Below are 17,740 nucleotides of genomic sequence, written 5' to 3'. Positions count from 1 at the left end.
CCTGATCCGAAAGTTTGCCGTGCCAGTTTGCATGTTCCAACGAATCCCGCCGCTATCGGCGGGGTTCGCATTTGTGGGGTATGCTGAGTTTCAATCTTCATATCTTCGCAACCCAAGGAGGGAGCCTCTGTGGCCGGAAGTAGTCTGCTGACGCTGATTGATGATATCGCCACGTTACTTGACGATGTTGGTGCGATGACCAAGGTGGCGGCCCACAAGACCGCTGGGGTATTGGGTGATGATCTTGCGCTTAATGCCCAGCAGGTCAGTGGCGTCAAGGCCGATCGTGAGTTGCCGGTGGTGTGGGCCGTAGCCAAGGGATCCTTGCTCAACAAGGCCATTCTGATTCCGGCAGCGTTGCTGATCAGTGCGTTTCTGCCCTGGTTGGTGACGGTACTGCTGATGATCGGTGGTGCCTATCTATGTTTCGAGGGCGCCGAGAAGCTGGCTCACAAGTTCCTGCACAAGCATGAGGAAGAAGTGGAGCATGAGGCTCGCCTCAAGGCCCTGGCGGATGCTAAATCCGACATACGCGCCTTCGAGAAGGACAAGATCAAGGGCGCTATTCGTACCGACTTCATTCTTTCGGCAGAGATCATCGTCATATCCTTGGGTACGGTGACCCATGCACCCTTGACGACCCAGATTGCGGTGATGGTTGCCATTGGACTGCTGATTACCGTGGGTGTCTATGGGCTGGTGGCAGGCCTGGTCAAGCTCGATGACCTTGGCCTCTATCTTTCCGGCAAGGATGGCTCCGTGGCCAAGTCGATCGGTGCGATGCTGCTCAAGGGCGCACCATTACTGATGAAGGGATTGTCGATCTTCGGCACTTTGGCCATGTTCCTGGTTGGCGGGGGGATCCTTGCGCATGGCATTCCCGCGGTACATCACATGATCGAGGATATCGCCGAAGCGGATGTGTCCATTCCCGGCGTTGATGCCATTTTGCATGGTGTCGTGCCGATGCTCAGCAATGGCCTTTTCGGTGTGGTGGTTGGCGCTGTCCTGGTTGCCGTCGTGACCGGGGTGCAGAAGGTACGTGGCAAACATTGAGCGGTTTCGATGAGGGGTTGCTGACAAACGAGACGGGCGCCGATTTTCGGCGCCCGTCTCGTTTTCATGATGTGCCCAGGAGGTGTCAGGCCGTTGTGGCCTGACGTGTACTGGCCAGGCTGCGCACGCCATCGATCAACAGGAAGACCAGCAGGCTGACGCCCATCACCGGCATGGCATAACCAAGGCCGAGGCTGATGATGCCGGTCAACAGCAGAGCAGGGAAAGGCAGCCTGCCGAGGGTGTGCCACAAGGGTTGAGACACAGAAGGCCGCCTCCTCCACCACATGGCATAACCCCAGGCCACCATGGTCATGATGCCGATACCCAATGCGGTCAGCAGCAACTGGTTGGGACGGCCGAACAATACCCCCATATGCGCATCGACCCCCCAGCGAGTGAGCTTGGCCATCAGCGGGTAGTCGGAGAAGGCCACCTGTTCGAGCACCTGGAAACTGCTGGGATGGACGGTGACCTCATCCACCTGGCTTGGCCAACTGCGGTCGATTTCACGCACTTTCCAGGCCTGCTGCTCGCCTGGCACTATCAGCTCGATAAGGCCTGCATCCAGTCCTGCGCTCCTGGCCTGGGTCAATACATGATCGAAATCATCCAGAGGGATAGCGTGGCCGGCATGAGATACGCTGTGATCATGATGCCCGGCATGGGGATCTGTGCTGGCACTCTCCGAGGCATCCAACTCCACGGAAACACGGGGAGTCGTCCAGCCGCCGATCTTGAGCAGCGTGAAGAAGTTGTCTCCCGCCCATTTCGACCAGGTCATGCCCGTGGCGGATAGCCCCAGCAGACCCACCAGCAGCACCAGGCCGAGAGTAGAATGACGACGACGTGTGCGTAGACGTCTGGCGCTACGGCTAAGCTTGCTCGAATCTTGCCTGGGCACCTTTGGGCTGAACCACCAGATGGCCAACCCTCCCAGGGCAGCGATCCATAGCCAGGATGCAGCCAGTTCACTGTAAAGGCGGCCGAGATCGCCAAGCATCAGGCTGCGGTGGAGTTGATCGATAGTCTTGCGCAGTGGCAGCACGCCACTGGTACCGTAGACCGTCAGGTCGCCCCGAACCTCGAGGTTGGTCGGGTCAATGAAGATGGCGCGATGCTCACCTGACTTCAGCTTTGGGTCGCTGAACATGACCCGGGTCGTGGCCCCAGCTTCGGGAGCGGGACGCACGGCGCTGGGCAGAACGTCATGTCCCAGATATTGCTGTGCTGCACCAATTTGCTCAGCCAGGGAGTGAGGCGCGACGTCAGACGTCACGGTGCCTGTTGATAATGCATGCTGGTAAAGCATCTTCTCTAGTGCCGGGGTTAGCGCATACAGCGTGCCGCTGAGGGCTGCAAAGAAGATGAAAGGACCGACCAGCAGGCCGACATAGAAATGCAGGCGGATCACCAGCGCTTTAAGCGCAGGTGCCCAGGAAGCCTTTGGTGGGGCTTCGCGAGAATGAGCGGAGTGCATTTTTGGATTCTCTTTTCCTGGAGGCATACTGTCTCTCCATGTCACTGGGCACAGATAAAGGCCTGAGTCATGGAAGACGCCGAAATCATTCAGGAGAAGAGGGCAGGTGGGGCGCGGGTTTCAGGATGAGTGTACGCCCGTGAGGGCGGCGCTCGAGTGCCATTGATGGCAACGGGGGGGGCATTCCGAGGAGGAATCAGGTCGGGCAGGACCACTGCGATTGCCTGCCCCGGTACCAGAGTGAACAGCACACAATAGCCACAGGCGGACAGATCGTGGTGAGAGCCTGATTCAGGACTGCCAGGCAGACTGCTGAATGGCGAATCACCATGATGACCGTGGTGATGCTCGTGTGATGTCCTGGTACTTTTACCAACGCCTGTGCTGGCATCAACCCCCGGACTTGCATCAACGCCTGTACTTGCAGCCATTCTGGCGCTGGCTTCGCTCAGGAGCAGGCGTTGGGTCTGGCTGATCACCGGGCCGATAAACATCATCAGCATGGCGAACAGGGCCAGATAGCCAAGCCAGCGTTGGAAGCGAGCACTGCGTGACAACATCGAGAGGCCGTTCAAGCGGAGTGATGGATGAGGGCGGTGAATGCCAGATCAAATGAATATGACAGCCTACTATAGGCGACCCGCGAAGTGCTGCCTATGCCTGTGGTGTAGTGACGCAGCAAACAAGGAGGAGATACGTGCCCAATTCGAGCCCCACCGTTGTCATGCAAGCCGATGATAGCGTTTTGACCAGCGTGACATCGCCATTGTCTCCCGTGGAGGCATACCAGGCAGCCCTGGAGGCGGGGCGTATCGTCGAGGATGCGGCTCAATGGCGTGCCGTCGAAATGCTGGATGAGTGTCATCAGGCCCTCAAGGGCTCGTCACTCAAGGCGGATGGCCGTGCGATAGCCGGTGTCTACCTGTGGGGAAGTGTCGGGCGGGGCAAGACCTGGCTAATGGATCGTTTCGTGTTGTCATGCCCGGTTCCTGTTCGGCGCTGGCACTTCCATCATTTCATGCGTTGGGTACACCAGCGCCAGTTTCATTGGCGGGGGCGGCCGGATCCTCTGGCCGCCCTGGCCGAAGAGCTGGTCGCGGAAGTCAAGGTTCTGTGCCTTGATGAGCTGTATGTAGAGGATATTGCCGATGCTACCTTGCTTGGTGGTCTGTTGATCCGGCTTTTTGAGCGTGACCTGGTCGTGATCGCGACCTCCAATCAGCCTCGGCAGAGCTCTATCGCGATGGTTACAATCGTGATCGTCTGCTGCCGGCGATCGCGGCCATGGAACAGCATATGGTGTTGGTGCACCTGGATGGGGGAGTCGACCATCGCGAGCACCCTGGTATTGCCTGTCAGCGGTACTTTGTTCAGCGTGAAGGACAACCCAGCGTGATGGCGGATCAGCTTGCCGCGCTTGATCCTGATGCCCGTCGAGATGTGGAGCTGAGGGTGGGCAGCCGTACCATCGAGGCCCGTGGCATGGGAAGGAAGGTGCTCTGGTGCGATTACGCTGCTCTGTGTGAAGCGCCCCTGGCAGCCCTGGATTTCATTGCCCTGTGTGACCGCTTCGATGTGCTGATGCTGGGGCAGGTACCAGCCCTTGCCGGATGTGCGCAGCCGGCACGTATTGCCCGGGGTACCGAAGATGCCAGCGAGCAGGTTCAGGCCGGTGACCGACAGTTGCCGCCACTATCGCCCAAGGATGATGGTGTGCGGCGTTTCATCGCGTTGGTGGATGAGTGCTATGACCGCGGTGTTCCATTGGTGATTGAAGCGCAAGTGCCGATGGACGAACTCTATCCCGATGGCCATCTTGCCTTTGCCTTTCGACGCACCCTGAGCCGCCTCAGCGAAATGCAGCTTGAACGTTTTGGACGCGGCTGAAGACAAAGACACGTCAAGGAGGAATCGAGTAATGCGAGCATGGACCATCGAGCGCCTGGAGGCTGACTCTCCTCATCTGGCTAAGGTGGCTGCCTGGACCTATGAGGCCTGGGGGCATCTACACCCTGATAGTGATTTCGAAAGCTGGAGCAAGGAAGTGGCCAGCTTCTGTGGCAATGGCGGTGTACCTTCGGTATTCGTGGCCATGCGTGATGGAAAGCCAGTCGGCACGGCCAGCCTGTCGCCGGATGACATGAGCATCCGCCGGGAATATTCTCCCTGGCTGGCTTCTGTCTTCGTGTTGCCTGAGCAGCGCGGTCAGGGGCTGGCTTCGGCCCTGGTGCGTCGTGTCGAGGATGAGGCCCGTGAACATGGTGTCAATCGGCTATATCTTTATACGCCAGACCAGCAGTCGCTCTATCGTCGACTTGGTTGGCGGGATCTCGAAGCGCTCAGCTATCGTGGCGAAGATGTGACGGTCATGTATCAACCTCTCTAATCCAGCCACTATCTCTAGTCCAGTCACTAGCCCTAGTTCAACCACTTCCTAGCTCAACCTCTATCTCGAGACAAAAAAATCGCCAGGCATGAACCTGGCGATTTTTTGCATGGGAGACATTGGCGGGTACTGGTTCAGCGCTCGAGATGCTCCAGCTTGCCTTCCTTGCCATCCCATTCCTTGGCGTCTTTCAGCTCATCTTTCTTCTCGGTGATGTTCGGCCACACTTCAGCCAGTTCGGCGTTGATCTCGACAAACTGCTCCTGACCTTCCGGCAATTCATCCTCCGAGAAGATGGCTTCGGCAGGACACTCTGGCTCGCACAGTGCACAGTCGATGCATTCGTCAGGATGGATCACCAGGAAATTCGGGCCCTCGTAGAAGCAGTCCACCGGACATACTTCAACACAGTCAGTGTACTTGCACTTGATGCAGTTTTCGGTGACGACGAATGCCATGCCAGTCTCCCTTCCTCTCACCGGATTGGCTGCCGGTGATACTCAAATATGATGGGTAAGTACGCTACAGGCCCGCTCTTCAGAAACTCTCGATCAAGTCAGAAATTCTCGATCAAGCCAGAAGTTCTCATCAAGGGGCTCTATTCACTCTTCAGGCTATTATTCACTCTTCAGGCTATTATCCACTCTATTGGGCGATATGCTTCAGGACCAATCACTAAAGGATTGAGCACAAAAGCCTTGGCGCATGGCCTTTTTCACGCCGTTCGAGGGCTTGCCTGGGCTCGCCGCAAGGTGACCTGGCGAGCATTCTCTTATCGCCATTGGTTATTAACCAATGGCTTTTTATAAGTCACGGTCCTTTGCTGCCACATTCTAGTCTCCGGGTCGGGCCCGGGGCAAGCGTTGCAATGCCTGTCCCGGGCCTTTGCGGAAAAAGACAGGGTCAAAGGTTGGCTTTCAGCTCGTACAGCAATACCAATGCCTGGCGAGGAGTGAGCTCATCGGGCTGCAACTGGCCAATCCGTTCCACAACCGGGTGCGGAGCGCTGGCGAACAAGTCAGCCTGCTGAGGAGCATCCGGAGATACATTGCCGCCAGCGGCGGGGCGGCTATGGTCGACTTCCTGTTGCTCGAGGCTGGCCAGCTTGGTTCGCGCGCGTGCAATGACATTCTGAGGTACGCCTGCAAGCTGGGCGACCTGCAGGCCATAACTCTGGCTGGCAGGACCTTCTTCTACCCGGTGCATGAAGACGATGCCGTCATTGTGCTCGGTAGCGGTCAGGTGCACATTGGCGACGCTGGATGCCTGATCCGCCAAGGCGGTCATTTCGAAGTAATGGGTAGCGAATAAGGTGAAGGCCCGAGTGCTGGTCAGGTGTTCGGCACTGGCCCAGGCGAGTGACAAGCCATCGAAGGTGCTGGTGCCGCGGCCAATCTCGTCCATCAACACCAGGCTGCATTCAGTAGCATTGTGCAGGATATTGGCGGTCTCGGTCATCTCCACCATGAAGGTGGAACGGCCACCAGCAAGGTCATCGCTGGAGCCGATACGGGTGAAGATACGATCCACTGGGCCGACAGTTGCTGCGTCTGCGGGTACGAAGCTGCCCGTGTGAGCCAGCAGGGTGATCAGTGCGGCCTGGCGCATGTAGGTAGATTTACCCCCCATGTTGGGGCCGGTGATCACCAGCATGCGACGTTCGTTATCCAGACGCAGGTCGTTGGGCACGAAGGGACCATCGCTGACGTGTTCCACGACGGGATGACGACCGCCGGAGATCGCTATGCCGGATTCTTCGGACAGGGTCGGGCGGACGAAGTCCAGGGCGCGAGCACGTTCGGCCAGAGCACAAAGCACGTCAAGGGACGCCAGAGCACGGCCGGTGGCCTGCAGAGGGGAGAGTTCGGCATTGAGCTCGTCGAGCAAGGCCTCATACAGCAACTTTTCCCTTGCCAGAGCGCGGGACTTGGCCGACAGCGCCTTGTCTTCAAATTCCTTGAGTTCAGGAATGATGAAGCGTTCGGCATTCTTCAGCGTCTGGCGACGCACATAATCTGCCGGTGCTTCCTTGGCTTGTGAACGGGGAATTTCGATGTAATAGCCATGCACTCGGTTATAGCCGACCTTGAGTCCACTCAAGCCGGTGCGAGCCTTTTCCCGTGTTTCCAGTTGCACAAGGTAGTCGCCGGCGTGTTCCGCCAGGCCGCGGTATTCGTCAAGCTCGGCATCGAAGCCTTCTGCAATGACGCCGCCATCCCGGATCACGACCGGAGGGTTGTCGATCAAGGCCCGGTTGAGTGTGTCAGCCAGTTCCGGATAAGGGCGTATATGGTGGCGAATCTCGTCAAGCGCGGTGCCGTCATCGAAATTGGCTAGATTGGCCTGAAGTGCGGGAAGGGCGTTGAGCGCATCCCGCAGGCGAGCCAGATCCCGAGGGCGGGCACTGTAGAGCGCAACGCGGGCCAGGATACGTTCTACGTCGCCGATGGCCTTGAGATCATCGCGCAGGGGTTCGTAATCATCACGATCGAGCAACAGCGCGATGGCCGCCTGCCGCCCCTGGACCTGGGCACGATCTCGCAGTGGGCGATTGAGCCAGCGCTTGAGCAAGCGTGAGCCCATGGCGGTGGCGCTGGTATCGAGGACGCTGGCCAGTGTGTTGTCACCAGTGCCATTGAGATTGGTATCGATTTCCAGGTTGCGGCGGCTGGCGGCATCGATGACGACTGCATCATCGCGGTTCTCGACGCCGATGGCGGTGACATGAGGCAATGCGCTGCGCTGAGTGTCCCGGGCATATTCCACCAGTACACCGGCGGCAACAATGGCGGCTGACAGGTGTGCACAGCCGAAACCGCGCAAGTCCTGGACTCCAAACTGGTTGCACAGTGCACGGGTGGCGCTTTCCAGGTCGAACAACCAGTCACTCTGGCGACGCAATCCCCGACGCTCGGCCAGGCTTGGCGGAAGGCTCTGGCTTTCCGGAACCAGCAGTTCAGCAGGGTCGAGACGGGTCAGCTCGGAAAGCATTTCTGCTTCACTTTCGACCTCCAGCACGCTGAAACGTCCACTGGACAACTCCAGCCACGCCAGTCCCAGGCGCTCTCCCAGTGGTGCCAGCGAGACAAGCAGGTTGTCGCGGCGGGCGTCGAGCAACGCTTCGTCATAGAGGGTTCCGGGGGTGACGATGCGTACGACCTTGCGTTCTACAGGCCCCTTGGACTTGGCTGGATCGCCAATCTGTTCGCAGATGGCCACGGACTCGCCAGCGGCGACCAGGCGTGCCAGGTAACCTTCTGCACTATGGTAAGGCACGCCTGCCATCGGGATCGGCTGGCCGGCGGACTGCCCGCGCTGGGTCAAGGTAATGTCCAGCAGCGCAGCAGCGCGCTTAGCGTCGTCATAGAACAGTTCGTAGAAGTCCCCCATGCGATAGAACAGCAGCACCTCGGGATGCTCACGCTTGATCTTGAGGTACTGGCTCATCATCGGCGTATGAGTGGGGGCGCTGGGCTTGGCCATGTCGTTCATGGGCTAGGGACTTTCCTGATACATGGATGTGGCGCTCTGCTGATGGCGCATTTGGCCGCTCAGAATAGCATGGGCAAACACTGCCCAGCATCCGTAATCCAGTACTTGCAATCGTGCACATAGCATGATGATTGCTGGCTGAGTGTTGCTCTACGAAGAGCGCCAAGGCTACTCTTTGTAGATATTTACCAAGGAGTCATGCATATGGATGTCGTTCGCATTCTGTTGGCCATTCTGCTTCCCCCGGTGGGCGTATTTCTCCAGGTTGGTCTCGGCCTGCAGTTCTGGCTCAATATCCTGTTGACCATCTTCGGCTACATCCCGGGCATCATTCACGCTATCTGGGTTATTACCAAATATTGATCATCGTCGAATACGGCCATCCACCGAATCATTGAATAGCAGAATGCCCATGGGGCCGGAAAGCTTCCGATCCCCATGGGCTGTGACTGCTTAAACACAGTTTCCGGAGCGTCCCGATGCCATCTGATGTTCCTTCTACTGCTCCTTCTACGCCGTTGATGATGCTTTCTGAACGCTTGGGGAAAGTATGTCTGGCCCAGGGCGTGGCGGTGACTGCCGCTGAGTCGTGCACCGGAGGAGGTGTGGCTGCCGCCATCACTGATATTTCCGGCAGTTCGGCATATTTCGAGACAGGCTACGTCACCTATTCCAATGCGGCCAAGACTCGTCTGCTGGGAGTTCCAGAAGCGACTCTGGAGCAACATGGTGCTGTCAGCCAGGCGGTGGTTGAGGCCATGGTTCAAGGAGCCTGCCAGGATAGTGGTGCCGAACTCGGTGTGGCGGTCAGCGGCGTTGCTGGACCTTCAGGCGGCACTCCCGACAAGCCAGTAGGACTGGTGTGGTTTGCCTGGTCAGCACATGGCCGGGTATCTACCGAGAGCTGCTGCTTCCCAGGTGGGCGTGGAGAAGTCCGCGAGCAGGCCGTACGCCATGCGTTGCTGGGGCTGATTCAGGCGCTTGAAGCCGGCGCATAAGCCGCCCTTGTTATCACAGCCTCACTGAAATTGGCTCAATCAAGGGCTGGTCGAAGCCTGTATTTTTCGTCATACTACTGTTCAGTCATACAGTACTCTTACTCGATTTTTCGATTGCTGACCGCCGCCACTAATCAATGCTGGCAATCAGGCGCTAGTTCAAGACAGGAGCTCCCACATGGCCCAGGACGACAACCGCAGCAAGGCGTTGAACGCCGCTCTTTCCCAGATTGAGCGCCAATTCGGCAAGGGAACCGTGATGCGCCTGGGTGATGCGCCGCGGGTGATGATGCCTTCTGTTTCCACCGGCTCCCTGAGTCTCGACATTGCCTTGGGCATCGGTGGACTGCCGTATGGCCGTATTGTCGAAATCTTCGGTCCGGAGTCTTCCGGCAAGACGACCCTGACCCTTTCTGTCATTGCCCAGGCCCAGAAGGACGGCAAGACCTGCGCGTTCATCGATGCCGAGCATGCGTTGGATCCCAGCTATGCCGAGAAGCTGGGTGTCAACCTGGACGACCTGCTGGTGTCTCAGCCGGATACTGGCGAACAGGCCCTGGAAATCTGCGACATGCTGGTACGTTCCGGCGGTGTCGATGTGATCATCATCGACTCGGTGGCGGCATTGACGCCACGCGCGGAAATCGAAGGCGAGATGGGCGATTCCCATGTGGGCCTGCAGGCTCGCCTGATGTCCCAGGCTCTGCGCAAGATCACGGGCCACATCAAGAATGCCAATTGCATGGTGGTGTTCATCAACCAGATTCGCATGAAGATCGGGGTCATGTTTGGCAGCCCTGAGACCACGACCGGTGGTAATGCGCTGAAGTTCTATTCCAGCGTGCGCCTCGATATCCGTCGTACTGGCTCGGTCAAGCAGGGCGATGAGGTCACGGGCAATGAAACCCGGGTCAAGGTGGTCAAGAACAAGGTGGCTCCCCCATTCCGCCAGGCCGAGTTCCAGATCCTCTACGGCAAGGGTATTTACCATGCTGGAGAGGTCATTGACCTGGGGGTGCAATGCAAACTGGTCGACAAGGCGGGTGCGTGGTACAGCTACAACGGCAACAAGATCGGGCAGGGCAAGGCCAATTCTGCCCAGTTCCTCGAGGACAACCCCGAGATCATGGCCGAGATTGAAACTCAGATTCGTGCTCAGTTGTTGACTCAGCCTGAGCCCAAGCAGGAAAAAGAGGAAGCACCGGTAGCCACGCTGTCTGGTGTGGATGATCTGGGTGACGACCTGCTGTGACACCAGCGCAGCCAACTGCCCGTGATGACGCCATTCGGCTGCTGGCGCGACGCGAATATTCGCGCCAGGAGCTGGTGGAACGCCTGAAGGCCAGGGGGCATGCCTCCAGTGTCATCAGCGACACGCTGAACGATCTGGAGATGCAGGGACTGCAAAGCGATGAACGTTTTGCTGAAAGCTTTCTGCGAGGTCGGGTGCAACGTGGCCAAGGGGTCGTGAAGATGCTGGCGGATATTTCTCTGCGAGGCATTGATCGATCCATGGCCAGTCAGGTCCTGGCGCAGATCGAGCGCGACCTGGGCGTCGATTGGGAAGAACAGGCGCGAGAAGTGCTGCAACGGCGCTTCGGCGAAGAGGATTTTGCTACGTTGCCTGTAAAGGAAAAGGGCCGTCGAGAGCGCTTTCTTGCGTCGCGCGGCTTCACTTTCGAGCAAGTGAGAAAGGCACTCAGCCGTCGCGATTGAGTGTTTTAATGACTTTCAATGGCCCCGCCACTTTAGTCGCTTGACATCTGCGTTATAATATTCCCCCTTTCGACACCTTGGGGTCCTGAAATCGCAGGCTCGTTTCCTGCTGAGTTCACCCCCGTGAGGTCGTCGGCGTGCCTCGGCAGCGTGCCGTGGGCTCGACGCGTACCCCGCTCATCGCCACGGATATTTCATGAATAGCGCAGACATCAGACAGGCCTTTCTGAGTTACTTCGAGGAACACGGCCACACCCGCGTACCGTCCAGTTCTCTAGTGCCGGGCAATGACCCGACCTTGCTGTTCACCAATGCTGGCATGGTTCCGTTCAAGGATGTGTTCCTTGGCCGTGATCCGCGTGACTACGTTCGTGCCACTTCAGCGCAGCGTTGTGTCCGTGCTGGCGGTAAGCATAACGACCTGGATAACGTCGGTTACACCGCTCGTCACCACACTTTCTTCGAGATGCTGGGCAACTTCAGCTTCGGCGACTATTTCAAGCGCGATGCGATTCGTTTTGCCTGGACCTTCCTGACGGAAGTGCTGGGTTTGCCCAAGGAAAAGCTGTGGGTCACGGTACACATCAGCGATGACGAGGCCGAGCGTATCTGGAAGGACGAGATGGGCGTCGATCCAGAACGCTTCTCCAAGCTGGACGAGGACAACTTCTGGCAGATGGGTGACACAGGCCCTTGTGGCCCCAGCTCTGAGATCTTCTATGATCATGGCCCAGAGGTGGCTGGAGGCCCTCCTGGAAGCCCCGATGAAGACGGTGACCGCTACATCGAGATCTGGAACCTGGTGTTCATGCAGTACGATCGCGATGCCCAGGGCAACCTGAACCCGTTGCCCAAGCCGTCCATCGATACGGGCATGGGGCTGGAGCGTATTGCTGCGGTGATGCAGGGCGTGCACTCCAACTATGAGATCGACCTGTTCCAGAACCTGCTGGCAGCGGCTGCCGAAGCGACTGGTCATGCCGATACCAAGACGCCGTCTTTGCGCGTTATTGCCGACCATATTCGTTCTTGTGCCTTCCTGATTGCCGATGGTGTTCTGCCGTCCAATGAAGGTCGCGGCTATGTGCTGCGTCGTATCATTCGTCGTGCGGTGCGCCATGGGCATAAGCTGGGCGCCAAGGGTGCCTTCTTCCATCGCCTGGTGACTGCCCTTGATGCAGAAATGGGCGATGCGTATCCGGAGCTGCATCAGGCTTGCGAACAGATCGAGCGTGTGTTGCTCAAGGAAGAAGAGCAGTTTGCCCGCACCCTGGATCACGGCATGGGCTTGCTGGAAGACGCACTGGCGGGGTTGTCTGGCGATGTGTTGCCAGGTGAAACCGTGTTCAAGCTCTATGACACTTACGGTTTCCCGTATGACCTTACGGCTGATGTCTGTCGCGAGCGTGGTGTAACGCTGGACGAGGCTGGCTTCGAGCGCGAACTCGAAGCCCAGCGTGAGCGCGCGCGGGCTGCGAGCCAGTTCGGTGCTGACTACGGTGTCACCATCGAGCTGGATGGTCAGACAGACTTTACTGGCTATGATCGCCTGGAAGACAGTGCCAAGGTCGTTGCTATCTATGATGTTGCGGGCAATGCACTGGAAAGCCTGGGCGCCGAGCAGAAAGGGACGGTGGTGCTGGACCGCACACCTTTCTACGGTGAGTCCGGTGGCCAGGTGGGGGATACCGGCTATCTCTACACCGATGGCGGCCGCTTCCTGGTCAACGATACTCAGAAGCAGTCTGGTCACCACCTTCACCAGGGCCTGATGCTGGAAGGTCAGTTGGTGGTGGGGGCCGACGTGGCACCGAAGGTCGATCCGGCCTTGCGTGCCGCCACCGTGCGCAACCACTCCGCGACTCATTTGATGCACAAGGCCTTGCGCATGGTGCTGGGCGAGCATGTCCAGCAGAAGGGCTCACTGGTGACGCCTGAGCGCCTGCGTTTTGACTTCAACCATTTCGAGGCAGTGACAGCGGAGCAACTGGCCGAGGTCGAGCGTCTGGTCAATGAGCAGGTTCTGGCCAACGCCGATACGAAAGTCGAGAGCATGACGCTGGACGAAGCCAAGACCAAGGGAGCGGCTGCGCTGTTCGAGGCCAAGTATGCAGATAGCGTGCGAGTGCTGACGATTGGTGCAGATGACTTTTCCATCGAGCTGTGTGGTGGCACGCATGTGCGCCGCAGTGGCGATATCGGTTGTTTCCACATCGTGGCAGAGAGTGGTATCGCCGCTGGTGTTCGCCGTATTGAAGCTATTACCGGTGAGGGTGCCCTGGCCTGGTTTGCGGATCAGGAAGCGACGTTGGGGCGTGTCGCTGCCCGCCTCAAGGCCAAGCCGGAACAGGTGGAAGAGCGTGTAGAATCTTTGGTCGAGCGCAACCGTGGCCTGGAAAAGGAGCTGGAACGCCTCAAGGCCAAGCTTGCCAGTGCTGCCGGTAGCGACATGCTTGGTCAGGCCCGGGATGTTCAGGGTATCAAGGTGCTTTCCACTCAGTTGGAAGGGGTATCCAGTAAGGATCTTCGCGGTATGCTCGACCAACTCAAAAGCAAGCTGGGTTCCGGAGTGGTGGTGCTCGGTGTAGCCGACAAGGATTCTGGCAAGGTCAGTTTGATCGCAGGCGTAACAGAGGATCTGACTTCCAAGGTCAAGGCCGGGGAACTGGTCAATCACGTAGCCAGCCAAGTCGGTGGCAAGGGTGGTGGTCGTCCTGACATGGCCCAGGCGGGAGGAAGTGATGTAGCGGCATTGCCAGCGGCACTCGAAAGTGTGCCTGCGTGGCTTGAAGCCAAACTCTGAGCCTGATGGCCGGGAAGACGTTGTGGCTCCCCGGCCTTTTTTCTGCCTCTGACGACACTCGATACAAGAGTTCATTCATACATGGGGGCTTGCTGGATGTGCTGGCAACAGTGCAGATCAGCCCGGGCTTCCTGAACAGTACAGCGAGCGAGGAAATCGGCATATATGGCACTATACGTACAGAAATTCGGTGGTACTTCAGTCGGCTCTGTCGAGCGGATCAAAGCGGTTGCCGAGAAGGTCAAGGGCTTTCGTGACGCAGGCCATCAGGTGGTGGTCGTGCTTTCAGCCATGAGTGGTGAAACCAACCGCTTGATTGGTCTAGCCAACGAGATCAACGAAGATCCGACGCCTCGCGAGATGGACATGCTGGTATCCACCGGTGAGCAGGTGACGATCTCTCTGTTGGCCATGGCGTTGCACAAGCTTGGTGTGCCCGCTACTTCCTACACTGGATCGCAGGTAGGCATTCTCACCGACAGTGCCCATACCAAGGCACGTATTCAGCGCATCGAAACCGATGAAATGCGCGAGGACCTGGATGAAGGTCGTGTTGTGGTAGTGGCCGGTTTTCAAGGGGTTGATGAAGAAGGCAACATCACCACCTTGGGGCGTGGGGGGTCCGACACGACCGGTGTGGCGTTGGCTGCAGCCCTGAAGGCCGACGAGTGCCAGATCTACACCGATGTAGATGGTGTCTATACGACTGACCCGCGCGTCTGCTCCAAGGCCCAGCGCCTGGATACCATTACTGTCGAGGAAATGCTCGAGCTGGCCAGCCTCGGCTCCAAGGTATTGCAGATTCGTTCGGTTGAATTTGCCGGCAAGTACAATGTTCCGCTGCGTGTGCTGTCCAGCTTCGAGGACGGTCCCGGCACCCTGATTGTTGCAGACTCAGAACAAGACGAGGACTCTATGGAAGAACCGCTGATCTCCGGTATCGCCTTCACCGCTAATGAAGCCAAGCTGACCCTGTTGAATACTCCTGATGTGCCTGGTGTGGCATCTCGTATCCTGGGTCCGATTGCCGATGCCAACATTGAAGTGGACATGATTGTCCAGAATGTTGCTCCGGCTGGTGATTACACGGATTTCACCTTCACTGTGGCCAAGGGTGACTACAAGCAGACCATGCGCATCCTTGAAGAACAGGTAATTCCGGATCTTGGTGGTGGTGAGCTGCGTGGCGACGATAACATTGCCAAGGTATCCTTGGTGGGTGTTGGCATGCGCTCTCATGCAGGTGTCGCTTCCAAGATGTTCAAGGTGTTGTCTGAAGAGAACATCAATATTCGCATGGTCTCCACGTCTGAAATCAAGATCTCTGTTGTGATCGATGAAAAGCAGATGGAACTGGCGGTTCGGGCCCTGCATAGTGCTTTTGGTCTCGACAAAGCTGATATCGAGAGCGAATAAGCTTCCGCCATCGCGTACACCTTCTACGCTTAAGGTAGGCCTGGATATCCTAAAGTGATGTCTGGGCTTCCCTTAAACGGGACAATCAGGTGTCATGAGTCGTTGTCGCCTGCAATTTACATAATTATATAGAGTTGTCTCGGCTGAGCCTGGGGTGTTGAAGCGACTCTCGTTATTGGTCTGAGAAGGAGATCAGTCATGCTTATCCTGACCCGCCGCGTTGGCGAAACCCTGATGATTGGTGATGACATCACAGTCACTGTTCTTGGGGTCAAGGGAAACCAGGTGCGTATCGGCGTTAATGCCCCGAAGGATGTTGCGGTGCATCGCGAAGAGATCTACCAGAGAATCCAGCGTGAAAAGGCCGGTGGTGGCACCACCGATGGGGACAGCGGTGAATGATGCTGCTGCCTGGCCTGGTGAGAAGATTTTTTATCATTAGGCTGGACAAAGCCTTGGGATATCGGTAGGATACGCACCGTGCCGATGAGGGAGAGGTGGCCGAGTGGCTGAAGGCGCTCCCCTGCTAAGGGAGTATGGGGTTTATAGCCCCATCGAGGGTTCGAATCCCTCCCTCTCCGCCATTCGGGCTCAAGTTCTTTCTGAGAACTGATCTCGAAGTTGGTACATGTTAGATGTGGTATCAGATGTAGGTATGCGCCCGTAGCTCAGCTGGATAGAGTACCTGACTACGAATCAGGTGGTCGGAGGTTCGAATCCTCCCGGGCGCGCCATTTATACATCATTGCAGTGCTTGTGTTATTGACTCGCATTGCCTACGCGCCCGTAGCTCAGCTGGATAGAGTACCTGACTACGAATCAGGTGGTCGGAGGTTCGAATCCTCCCGGGCGCGCCAGATTCCTACCCGTCCTCGATGAGGGCGGGTTTTCTGTTTTTGCTGACCGGTTGGCGGACGGAGTTGCTGTCTGGTCGCGATCGTTTGTCCACCCTCCTTGTGAGGGTGTTTTTTTGCGCGCTAGGCATAGCCCATAGCGCCTTGACTGGCGCTGGTCTTGAGAGAGGTGCTGGGGGGATTCCCCCAGCACGCCGAGCAGTGGGTAGTGCTGGTCGAGCGGTAAGGGGCCATTGCGAGGTGAAGTCTGAAGAGCGAAGGTGTCGTGAAGGCCTGTTGTGGCGGTACTTTCCGAAGAGGTGCTTCCGAAGAGGTGTGGGGTGCAAGGCCGAGGTACGATGATCGGTAAACAAGCTGAACAATCGCCCACGAAAGCGTCTCGGACACCGGCGCAGGTTTTTCTGGGTGCAAACTCGGGAACCCTGGATGCAGCGGGTGCTGTACTTATTGGTTGAATTCAGGACCGAATAGGACGGATTGCCAAGAACCATGAAAGTACCCAAGAGATTACAACCGCTGGTCGATGATGGCATGATCGATGAAGTCATCGCCCAGTTGATGAGCGGCAAGGAAGCGCAGGTGTATGTGGTGCGCTGCGGTAGCGACTTGCGCTGTGCCAAGGTTTTCAAGGAAGCCAGGCAGCGCAGCTTCAAGCAAGCGGTGCAGTACCAGGAAGGCCGCAAGGTGCGCAACAGTCGCCGTGCACGTGCGATGTCGAAGAAGTCTCGCTACGGCCAGAAAGAACATGAACAGGCCTGGCTGAATGCTGAAGTCGATGCCCTGTATCGGCTGGCGTCGGCCGGCGTTCGCGTCCCTCGGCCATACGGCTTCGTCAATGGCGTACTGCTGATGGAGCTGGTATCCGACGGCGAGGGTTACGCCGCCCCGAGGCTGGATGATGTCACGCTGAGCGCGGAGCAGGCCCGCGACTACCACGGCCAGGTGATGGCCGATGTCGTGCGCATGTTGTGTGCCGGCCTGGTACATGGTGACCTTTCCGAGTTCAACGTGCTGGTGGACCGCCACGGCCCGGTGATCATCGATTTGCCCCAGGCGGTGGATGCTGCCGGCAACAACAGCGCTGCCATGATGCTGGAGCGCGATGTCGACAATATGCGCGCCTATTTCGGCCGTTTCGCTCCGGAGCTATTGTCTACCGATTACGGCAAGGAGGTCTGGGCGCTCTATGAGGCGGGTGAGCTGCACCCGGACAGCTCCCTTACTGGGCATTTTGAACATGACACGACCAGTGTCGATGTCGGGAATCTGATGGCCGTCATTGATGACGTGCGTGAAGAGCAGGCCGAGCGCATGGCGCCGACCTGGGATGAACAGAACGACGATTGACGAGCCTATCGGCCCTTGTGCTCAAGCCGCGTGTCAACCTGACACGCTTCCTCGGTGTGTTTGCCGCCAACAGTATGCACCGTGCCCCGGTGGCGAAGGCTGCCTGGGGTAAGGGCAGGGAACCGGAATGAGCCCAATGCGGCTCACGCTCATTTCCACCAGAAGATTGCCCCGCGCTAACCTACAATGCGC

The 17,740-nt window shown here is 57.8% G+C and carries 16 protein-coding genes and 3 tRNA genes; 15 read left to right on the top strand and 4 right to left on the bottom strand.

The features are described 5' to 3' along the window. Positions 1-129 precede the first annotated feature (129 nt). On the top strand, positions 130-1,056 hold the full coding sequence (locus E4T21_RS17240; protein ID WP_149286208.1) for a DUF808 domain-containing protein: 927 nt from the start codon (positions 130-132) through the stop codon (positions 1,054-1,056). Between the two features lie 85 nt (positions 1,057-1,141). Here the strand turns inward: E4T21_RS17240 and E4T21_RS17235 are convergent, their stop codons facing one another. Then, entirely contained in the window at positions 1,142-2,536 is a 1,395-nt protein-coding gene (locus E4T21_RS17235; RefSeq protein WP_149286207.1) for a PepSY-associated TM helix domain-containing protein, read from the bottom strand. A gap of 89 nt (positions 2,537-2,625) precedes the next feature. After that, on the bottom strand, positions 2,626-3,096 hold the full coding sequence (locus E4T21_RS17230) for a DUF2946 domain-containing protein (RefSeq protein WP_149286206.1): 471 nt from the start codon (positions 3,094-3,096) through the stop codon (positions 2,626-2,628). A 137-nt stretch (positions 3,097-3,233) separates the two neighbouring features. Here E4T21_RS17230 and zapE (E4T21_RS21565) point away from each other — a divergent pair, with 137 nt between their 5' ends. The 3 genes from zapE (E4T21_RS21565) to E4T21_RS17220 are packed head-to-tail and all read left to right on the top strand — an operon-like array spanning position 3,234 to position 4,922. Continuing rightward, entirely contained in the window at positions 3,234-3,932 is a 699-nt protein-coding gene (gene zapE / locus E4T21_RS21565; RefSeq protein ID WP_275898207.1) for a cell division protein ZapE, read from the top strand. Beyond that, entirely contained in the window at positions 3,821-4,423 is a 603-nt protein-coding gene (gene zapE / locus E4T21_RS21560; RefSeq protein ID WP_275898206.1) for a cell division protein ZapE, read from the top strand. Before zapE (E4T21_RS21565) ends, zapE (E4T21_RS21560) begins: the two co-directional genes overlap by 112 nt. Before the next feature lie 31 nt (positions 4,424-4,454). Further along, entirely contained in the window at positions 4,455-4,922 is a 468-nt protein-coding gene (locus E4T21_RS17220) for a GNAT family N-acetyltransferase (protein ID WP_149286205.1), read from the top strand. Between the two features lie 134 nt (positions 4,923-5,056). Here the strand turns inward: E4T21_RS17220 and fdxA are convergent, their stop codons facing one another. Then, entirely contained in the window at positions 5,057-5,380 is a 324-nt protein-coding gene (gene fdxA / locus E4T21_RS17215) for a ferredoxin FdxA (protein WP_149286204.1), read from the bottom strand. 445 nt (positions 5,381-5,825) lie between these two features. Continuing rightward, positions 5,826-8,414, bottom strand: coding sequence for a DNA mismatch repair protein MutS (gene mutS, locus E4T21_RS17210; RefSeq protein WP_420827712.1), 2,589 nt, complete (start codon positions 8,412-8,414; stop codon positions 5,826-5,828). A 204-nt stretch (positions 8,415-8,618) separates the two neighbouring features. Between mutS and E4T21_RS17205 the strand changes: the two genes are divergently transcribed. From E4T21_RS17205 to E4T21_RS17155, 11 genes are all read left to right on the top strand, one after another. Continuing rightward, positions 8,619-8,777 carry a YqaE/Pmp3 family membrane protein gene (locus tag E4T21_RS17205; RefSeq protein ID WP_149286203.1) on the top strand — a complete coding sequence of 53 codons (159 nt, stop codon included), beginning with the start codon at positions 8,619-8,621 and terminating at the stop codon, positions 8,775-8,777. 116 nt (positions 8,778-8,893) lie between these two features. Next, positions 8,894-9,412 (top strand): CinA family protein, encoded by a 519-nt coding sequence (locus E4T21_RS17200; protein ID WP_149286202.1) that lies wholly within the window; start codon positions 8,894-8,896, stop codon positions 9,410-9,412. A gap of 178 nt (positions 9,413-9,590) precedes the next feature. Beyond that, on the top strand, positions 9,591-10,664 hold the full coding sequence (recA, locus tag E4T21_RS17195) for a recombinase RecA (RefSeq protein ID WP_149286201.1): 1,074 nt from the start codon (positions 9,591-9,593) through the stop codon (positions 10,662-10,664). Then, on the top strand, positions 10,661-11,128 hold the full coding sequence (locus E4T21_RS17190) for a regulatory protein RecX (protein ID WP_149286200.1): 468 nt from the start codon (positions 10,661-10,663) through the stop codon (positions 11,126-11,128). The genes recA and E4T21_RS17190 overlap by 4 nt, the downstream gene beginning before the upstream one ends. A gap of 196 nt (positions 11,129-11,324) precedes the next feature. Continuing rightward, on the top strand, positions 11,325-13,931 hold the full coding sequence (gene alaS, locus E4T21_RS17185; RefSeq protein ID WP_149286199.1) for an alanine--tRNA ligase: 2,607 nt from the start codon (positions 11,325-11,327) through the stop codon (positions 13,929-13,931). Positions 13,932-14,096: 165 nt separating this feature from the next. Then, positions 14,097-15,347, top strand: a complete 1,251-nt coding sequence (locus E4T21_RS17180) for an aspartate kinase (RefSeq protein WP_149286198.1) — start codon at positions 14,097-14,099, stop codon at positions 15,345-15,347. A 198-nt stretch (positions 15,348-15,545) separates the two neighbouring features. Next, positions 15,546-15,749, top strand: coding sequence for a carbon storage regulator CsrA (gene csrA, locus E4T21_RS17175; protein ID WP_149286197.1), 204 nt, complete (start codon positions 15,546-15,548; stop codon positions 15,747-15,749). Positions 15,750-15,838: 89 nt separating this feature from the next. After that, positions 15,839-15,931 (top strand) — tRNA-Ser (locus E4T21_RS17170). Between the two features lie 73 nt (positions 15,932-16,004). Continuing rightward, positions 16,005-16,081 (top strand) — tRNA-Arg (locus tag E4T21_RS17165). A 46-nt stretch (positions 16,082-16,127) separates the two neighbouring features. Continuing rightward, a tRNA-Arg gene (locus E4T21_RS17160) sits at positions 16,128-16,204 on the top strand. Positions 16,205-16,690: 486 nt separating this feature from the next. Next, positions 16,691-17,548, top strand: coding sequence for a PA4780 family RIO1-like protein kinase (locus E4T21_RS17155; RefSeq protein ID WP_149286196.1), 858 nt, complete (start codon positions 16,691-16,693; stop codon positions 17,546-17,548). Positions 17,549-17,740: the final 192 nt, after the last annotated feature.

The sequence above is a fragment of the Halomonas binhaiensis genome (assembly GCF_008329985.2).
GTDB classification, from domain to species: Bacteria; Pseudomonadota; Gammaproteobacteria; order Pseudomonadales; family Halomonadaceae; genus Halomonas; species Halomonas binhaiensis.
This window is presented reverse-complemented; position numbering and strand designations above follow the sequence as displayed.